This is a genomic window from Thermofilaceae archaeon, from assembly GCA_038731975.1.
GTDB lineage: Archaea > Thermoproteota > Thermoprotei > Thermofilales > Thermofilaceae > JANXEW01.
The window spans coordinates 1-6610 of record JAVYQJ010000044.1 but is presented as its reverse complement, the minus strand read 5'-3'; the positions used below and the strand labels follow the sequence as shown (position 1 = coordinate 6610).

Genomic DNA, 6610 nt, shown 5'->3' with positions numbered 1-6610 from the left:
TGTCAGGGACGTTGTGAAGGAAGTAGGTATTGAGGGCAGGGTTAAGGAGGTCGGGTTGCTGCACCCTAGATACGTGGGGGCATGGTCGTGGAGTTCGGCAACGGTTCATTAAGTGTGGACAATACGTATCTGACAAGGCTTGAGAGAGTCACCCCCTACCTCTACAGGAGGTTGAGGGGGGAGATCTTCGGAGGCTAGCGCTGTGTTTCGGACAGTCAATGATGAAGTTTTCTTCAATCATGTGAAGCTACGCCTGCATAAGACCCTAAGCCCGAGTCTGGTGGGCAGGCTCAACGATCTCGTGGCACGCACCTTCACGGACTTTCTGGCGTCCCTGCAGGATCTCGACATCAGCTCGTGCATGGCTAGGGAAATTCACGGCGAATCCCCCCTACCGCGTCCGACCATCTACAGCAGGTTACTTAGATGTTGGGAGGGGTTTGTGAGGGATGAGATCCGACTGATCAAGCCTTCAGACAGCGTGTCGAGGCTGATCAACCTTCACGTAGGCAGGTACGTCTTGAACGATCTTGCAGGGGTCCTGAGCGCCGGCAGTGAGGATGTCGTGTACTTAAGCCCTCAGACCGCCAGGACGTTGAGGGGTGTCGCCGAAGTTGATGGTTTGCTCCCCGTCCTGAGGGGGTATGTTGGAGCTGACTTCATAGTTAAAACCCTTCAGGAAGTACAGGGGTTTTAGAGTTGGTGATTTAGATATCCACAAGCTGGTCAGGGAGCTTATTGAGTCATACTTTAGGGAGCTTAGAATTGCGCTTGAGGCTCTGGGGGTATCCACCTGTGCTTTGGAGTGTGTAGGTTGTGTTGAGAGGTTTGAGGGTCTTAAGCATTCCTTGAGGCGTGCTCTGAGGGAGGGGCGTGATTTAGCGAGTGTTCTGACTCCTCTGACACCTACGCAGAGGGGGGTTCTAACCAATTCCTCCTCGGACACGCATGCGCTCGAGTTTCTGCTTGCAGTCTTCCCTACGATCCTGTGCCACAACCTGCTGAGGACAGCGCCGTCGTCGGCTGAGACCCTGCTTCATTACATCTTGCTTAAGGACTGGGAATTGCGGACCTTCTTCCAAGTTATTTACTTGATTACCTCCGGGTATCCGGTCGACGTAATTCAGGAGGAAGTTGCGGGGTGGGCAAGATTCTATGAGTCGCTTCCCAAGTAGGAAGGACTTGGTGGTGGTTGGCGAGCTGAGCTTCCTGGAGGGTTTCAAGCTTGCAGGGGTCAGGAGGCTTGTGGAGGTCGAGAGCTTGGAGAACGTCAAGCAGAAGCTCGCTGAAATTCTGGTAGGGCTTTACAGGGACCCTTCTGTGGGCGTTATAGTGATTCAGCAGAGGTTCAGAGATTTAATAATAGATAAGGTGGAGAGAGTGGGCAGAGAGCAGTTGGTGGTCTTCATACCCGGTCTTAAGGAGGTCCCTCAGATAGATGTGAAGGATTATTACTCACGTATGGTTAAATCGTATTTAGGCGTTATTGTTGAGGTGTGAGGGGATGGTTAGAGGCAGGGTGATTAGGGTTTCAGGCCCCTTAATAATGGCTGAGGGTATGGAGGGGTCGATGGTCTACGAGGTTGTCTTAGTCGGTGAGGAGAGGCTCATCGGCGAGGTTATAGGGCTGCAGGGCGGTAGAGCGTTTATTCAGGTCTATGAAGACACGTCGGGGCTTCAGGTGAGGGAGCCTGTGGAGGGCACTGGAGGGCTCCTGTCGGCAGAGCTTGGTCCGGGGATAGTTGGCAAGGTGTATGACGGTCTTCAAAGACCGCTCTCAGTTATCGGTGAGTTATCGGATGCTTTCATAGGCAGAGGTGTTAAGCTGCCGGCCCTGCCTAGGGACGTTAAGTGGGCTTTCAGGAGGTCGAACGTCAGGGCGGGTGATAAGATCCAAAGCGGTGATGTACTAGGTTACGTGCAGGAGACGCCGATACCATAGCATAAGATCATGGTCCCTCCAGGAGTCTCAGGCGTTTTGAAGGAGATCGTTCGGGACGGGAACTACACTGTTGAGGACTTGATCGCTGTGGTGGACGTGGGTGGTGGCACAACGAAGGAGGTGAGTCTCATGAGCAGGTAGCCTATACGCAAGCCTAGGCCGTACAGACAGCGTCTAGAGCCTGTGGAACCCCTTATAACCGGGACTAGGGTCTTGGATATAATGTTCCCTATAGCTAGGGGCGGTAAGGCGGCAGTGCCTGGAGGTTTCGGAAACGGCAAGACGGTTTTGATGCACACGTTAACTAAGTGGAGCAGGACCTAAGTCAACATATTTGTTGGGCGTGGGGAGAGGGGTAATGAGATGGCTGACGCGTTGCACAGCTTCAGGAGGCTGACAGATCCGTCTTCAGGTAGACCCCTCTCCGAGAAGGCGGTCTTCATAGCTATGGGTTACGAAACCAAGAAGATAGAGAGCAGAGAAGGAGAAAAAGTAGAACAACTGGATACCTCGTCAAAAAACTCGAGGATCTAAAACTGCGTCTAACTCCGATAGAACCCTTGGTGTTGAACCACGAAATCGGGGTTAAGAGTAGCGAAGAAGAGATGGTGTTCGACCCCCAATACGGTCTAAGCTACTCATGTATACAAAATCGTACGAAAAGGTGGTCATCCGCAATCATCAGTCGCTTGAAGTGGTTAGTGTGAAAGCGGTTAATACCTATTTGACGTACTGGGAGCCGGGACTCGTGGTTAAAGCTAACGATCAATCGCTGTTCACCACCTTTCTCCCATTCTCGGAATTCCTCGGTTTTCTACTCTACAGCGGCAGCTACGAGCGGATTAGTCGCGGGGAGTACAGAGGGTTTGACGATCTGGCTGAGGTTGTGCTAGACGTCGGTGAGCTAGTGTACAACAACCCCCAAAAACACTACAACTAGACACACACCTACCGCGAAGGAGTGAAGTCTCCGACTACGCGGTGTCGTACATTGTTAGGTGGGGCTCCAAACCGTGGTTGGAGACAAAGTACGTGGGAATCAAGGTTGAGCATGAATACAACTACTCGCTGGTTCTCCTAGATGAAAGGATGTTTAAGATAGCCGAAGCTTGGTTGGCGAAGTCCGGCGACGTCGCCAGAGGACCGCTGTGGCTCAAGCTCGACACAGTCAATAAACTACCCATGGCCAGAAGAATGGTCGAATCCCTTGATAAAGCTAGGAACGAGCTCGAGAAGTACATCACCAGCCTCAGGCTAGCGTACATAGGGACCAAGACATTCACTTCCTTCCTAAGGGGTGACTAGCCATGTCTGCGGAGATACTGAAGAAATACCTGATGGAGAGGCTGGAGTACGACTACGTAGATAGCCTGTGGATCACGCTTACCAAGCAAGAGCTACTGAGCATGTCTAGCGAAGAGCTCGACCTAGTGAAGAACTTCGTCAAGGAGTGCCACAGAGGACGCTACAGGGTGCGTCCAATGTCTTTCGAGCACTTCCTTAGCGACCAGAAGTACGAAGAAGACTGCAAGGTGTCCGCATGGATACCTCTGGACGAGCTTATCGCAAGAGACATCCTCACGGTGTCCGAGGAAGATGGGAAGGCATACTGGTACCTGTACGGGAGAAAGTCGATCCGAAGACCCACGATAGGCTGTACATGAATGACCAGAGGACATTCAGAACATTGCTCGAAGAACTAGGGCTAGAGAAATTCATGAACGAGTTTAGTATCACTCCATCACTCAACACCTGTTCAGACTTGTTTAACTTCGATCACGGAGGACTCCACTTTACTGTAACATACAACCACAGATACCACACCACTCCAGTACTAGTGGTTCACACACATGCATGCAGTTCGACAACGGAACCCTCGAATCCTCCGGTCCGTGTAGAGATTAGCGTTAAGAACCCAAGGGTCGAGGATGTCTACAAGGTCGAAAAGCTAGTAAAAGAGCTGAGGTCTGACATAGAGCTGAAGATCAGCAGAATATCCAGCTGGATCAAGAGGAGCTGTAGGTATCCTCTCACAGAAGAAAACATGAGGGTCTCCGGCTCCGTCTCCGTTAGAAACTACGAGTTCGACAATGTACTGGCTGTTGGTCGAGACTAACCACGAGGTGGATGGTCGAACCAGATTCGTGATGACGGTTCAGTACTACGCTCCGCAGAGCCTCATGGTATCAATGTCGCAGACCATAGGGTCGCAGTACCTAGTCAACACACTAGATGAAATCGACGTGAGTTCGATTAAAACAGTAGACAACGGGAAGGAGTATGTAGTTAGAGCGGATAGAGCAACTAGGTCTGTATCATTCGAATTTAACGGAAAGTACACCGTAGATCCCGACCTAGGGAAACTTCCGGATATATCGGGAGAGGTCGACGCAGTTACGGACATGAAGAGCATCCTACGCGACATCATCAACAAGGGACTAGAGAAGATGAGGAACAAGAAAGTGAGATTGTACACCAGGTACAATTACAGCGAGCTGGATGAAACTGTTGGAGATCTCATCGAGATCGTCGACTGGAGAGAGAATCAGCCGCCCGAGGAAGCCGTTCTAAAGGTGTGGTTGCTCAAGACCTATCTAAATACTGAGTGGGGTGTGAAGAAGGTTGAACCAGACGTGCTCTCTCTGTTCATCTCGTTGGCATACCTGAGCGGGGCTCCTTATGACTACGTTCTAGAGAAGGTCAACGGAGGTCTGGACTACGTAGTTGGATTGGCGCGTAGGGATAGGCTCAGGATCGTGGAGGACGGAGTGTACCTAGACGGAAGGAAGGTAAAGCTCGATCCAACCAGCGATAACCTTATAAAATCTGTGGTAGAGCTGGCGGCTGTTCTATCGTCGGATAAGGAGGGAACAGTGGTGATGGGTAGATCCAGGAAGGTTTCAATCTAGCACTACGAGGTTACCTTCTACATATTTTCCGCACGCGTATACGTAGTCCCTCCTATATACGCCGACCACCGCTTCGAAGTTAAGGGTTAGAGTAACCGATTCGTTTCCGACGATCTCTACCCTGTACATGTATAGAGACGTCGTGCGTGGAGCTAGGTGGAGCCGGCAGTTATCGCAGTACATCAACTGGATCGAGTATATGTCTGTGAAGAAGTGGAATACATCCATCGGTATCGACATGTGCTTGAACCCGTTTATCGTGAGGGATATAGTTGAGTAGTTGATGATTAGAGTCTTCTCAGTTGGACTAGCGATCACTAGTAGAAAACCTACATCTCTTTTAACACCTTCCTCCACGGGGACTTGAACTACACTTACTGTGAGCTGACTCGGACAGGTCGGTAGGCTGTGGATCAGAGGGCTACTCTGTATGACTACTGACGACGCTATACCCAAGGTGATCACGGAGCAAAGTAACATCCTAACCACACTAGAACCGGAGACCTTGCGACTCATCGGTGTCCCTCCGTTCACGGCGCGAGTTATGAGTCCCCTAACCAGGAGCAGGGTTGGGGGAGTGACCACCAAGCCAAGCGGGTAGACCGGTAGAGAGACGGCTAGGAGGCAAAGAAGAGTGCAGAACCTCTCGAACCCTTTACCCTCCCACCACCTCCTACTTATGGCGTAAAGCAGGAAGCCGAGGGTCGCGAAGCTCAAACCTAGAAGCGACAGCGATACTGTATCAGCTGTTCGAACAGCCCCAAGATCTACGCGGTGGGACTCGAGCTTGGACATAACCACGTACGGTGCCAGCATCCCAACCATGGTCGAGGATCCGGCGAAGACGAGGGAAAACGGGGTGTAGAGCCTCCTAGCCGATATCGGGGTGACGAACTTGAGGTACCTGTAGACCTTAGCTAGATAGTAAACCGAGGCAAACACCAGCAGACCGATCCCGGTGAGCGATAGAGTAAGAACTAGGTACCGCACGAGTGTCAGTACAGCGGCTCTACACAACCACGAGAATACAGCGTTTAGCTGTATGAAGTCCACATCACTCCAGGCTCTAACCAGACCAACGCGTCCGATACCGAGGTATGCGGGAGTCAGAAACTTGGAGATATCTTTCAGAAAGGTTATAACCTCCTCCTTCTCCGCGTCAACGACCCCCACTACGACACACATAGGAATATTTATATGGGTAAAACTCACAGTTAAAAGAACATCTTACCATTATGAAAACCTCACCGTTTAGAGCGGGGAGGAGGTCAGCTCAGTAAAAGTGAGCGTATGTTGACCGCTAATACTGTCGGGGAGAGAGTAACGTATCCGACTCTGTTTTCGTGGACTAGCGTGAGGAGACCGATCTTTCTCATCCTATCTATGTGATACCGAACACCGAACCTCTTTATATCCTTGTATCTAATCTTCCCACCGCATGCGATCAGCTGGAGTACTTGGATCAGCTGGTGCCTTAGATTACTCCTCCTTTTTGTGTGTTTAGCTACATACCTCCTGAGAGGAGTAGGTAGAGACAAACCACTCAACTACACCCACCTTAAACTAGCAGAATGCGTGATAGATAATTAAAGTTTGCAGTAGTTACCGTTTCTGAAAGCCTCGCACTTTAGGGCGGGGAGGAGGTCAGATGTTGAACACTATCAGGAGGTCTATAGTCTGGTTCTGCTGTGATATTTCCCTCTATATGTCGAGGTAAGTCTTGCTTAGATATACCTTGTACCTCCCGCTCTCCTTAACC

The 6610-nt window shown here is 50.8% G+C and carries 9 protein-coding genes and 1 pseudogene; 9 read left to right on the top strand and 1 reads right to left on the bottom strand.

Going from position 1 to position 6610, the window contains the following annotated elements; all coding sequences use genetic code 11:
- The first annotated feature begins 202 nt into the window (after positions 1 to 202).
- The 9 genes and pseudogenes from QXF46_08930 (at position 203) to QXF46_08890 (ending at position 4851) form a co-directional block, all read left to right on the top strand.
- Positions 203 to 697 (top strand): hypothetical protein, encoded by a 495-nt coding sequence (locus tag QXF46_08930; protein MEM0226982.1) that lies wholly within the window; start codon positions 203 to 205, stop codon positions 695 to 697.
- A gap of 488 nt (positions 698 to 1185) precedes the next feature.
- Positions 1186 to 1500, top strand: a complete 315-nt coding sequence (locus tag QXF46_08925) for a V-type ATP synthase subunit F (protein ID MEM0226981.1) — start codon at positions 1186 to 1188, stop codon at positions 1498 to 1500.
- Between the two features lie 4 nt (positions 1501 to 1504).
- Positions 1505 to 2083: pseudogene (locus tag QXF46_08920) on the top strand (hypothetical protein).
- Positions 2084 to 2305: 222 nt separating this feature from the next.
- Positions 2306 to 2476: a hypothetical protein gene (locus QXF46_08915; protein ID MEM0226980.1), complete on the top strand. Its 171-nt coding sequence runs from the start codon at positions 2306 to 2308 to the stop codon at positions 2474 to 2476.
- 169 nt (positions 2477 to 2645) lie between these two features.
- The gene (locus tag QXF46_08910) at positions 2646 to 2882 is read left to right on the top strand and encodes a hypothetical protein (GenBank protein ID MEM0226979.1); all 237 of its coding nucleotides are present in this window, start codon (positions 2646 to 2648) and stop codon (positions 2880 to 2882) included.
- Between the two features lie 41 nt (positions 2883 to 2923).
- Positions 2924 to 3247, top strand: a complete 324-nt coding sequence (locus QXF46_08905; protein MEM0226978.1) for a hypothetical protein — start codon at positions 2924 to 2926, stop codon at positions 3245 to 3247.
- Positions 3248 to 3249: 2 nt separating this feature from the next.
- Positions 3250 to 3606: a hypothetical protein gene (locus QXF46_08900; protein ID MEM0226977.1), complete on the top strand. Its 357-nt coding sequence runs from the start codon at positions 3250 to 3252 to the stop codon at positions 3604 to 3606.
- Positions 3603 to 4058 carry a hypothetical protein gene (locus QXF46_08895; GenBank protein MEM0226976.1) on the top strand — a complete coding sequence of 152 codons (456 nt, stop codon included), beginning with the start codon at positions 3603 to 3605 and terminating at the stop codon, positions 4056 to 4058. Before QXF46_08900 ends, QXF46_08895 begins: the two co-directional genes overlap by 4 nt.
- Before the next feature lie 31 nt (positions 4059 to 4089).
- Positions 4090 to 4851, top strand: a complete 762-nt coding sequence (locus QXF46_08890; protein MEM0226975.1) for a hypothetical protein — start codon at positions 4090 to 4092, stop codon at positions 4849 to 4851.
- On the opposite strand, the gene QXF46_08885 is transcribed toward QXF46_08890, so the two are convergent.
- Entirely contained in the window at positions 4843 to 6036 is a 1194-nt protein-coding gene (locus QXF46_08885; GenBank protein MEM0226974.1) for a hypothetical protein, read from the bottom strand. The two genes, QXF46_08890 and QXF46_08885, sit on opposite strands and share 9 nt — an antisense overlap.
- Positions 6037 to 6610 lie beyond the last annotated feature (574 nt).

What these genes read in the sequence shown, in the direction of transcription:
- QXF46_08915 (MEM0226980.1), top strand. Translation starts at nt 2,306, where the DNA reads ATGGCTGACGCGTTGCACAGCTTCAGGAGGCTGACAGATCCGTCTTCA.
- QXF46_08900 (MEM0226977.1), top strand. Translation starts at nt 3,250, where the DNA reads ATGTCTGCGGAGATACTGAAGAAATACCTGATGGAGAGGCTGGAGTAC.
- QXF46_08895 (MEM0226976.1), top strand. Translation starts at nt 3,603, where the DNA reads ATGAATGACCAGAGGACATTCAGAACATTGCTCGAAGAACTAGGGCTA.
- QXF46_08890 (MEM0226975.1), top strand. Translation starts at nt 4,090, where the DNA reads ATGACGGTTCAGTACTACGCTCCGCAGAGCCTCATGGTATCAATGTCG.
- QXF46_08885 (MEM0226974.1), bottom strand. Translation starts at nt 6,036, where the DNA reads ATGTGTGTCGTAGTGGGGGTCGTTGACGCGGAGAAGGAGGAGGTTATA.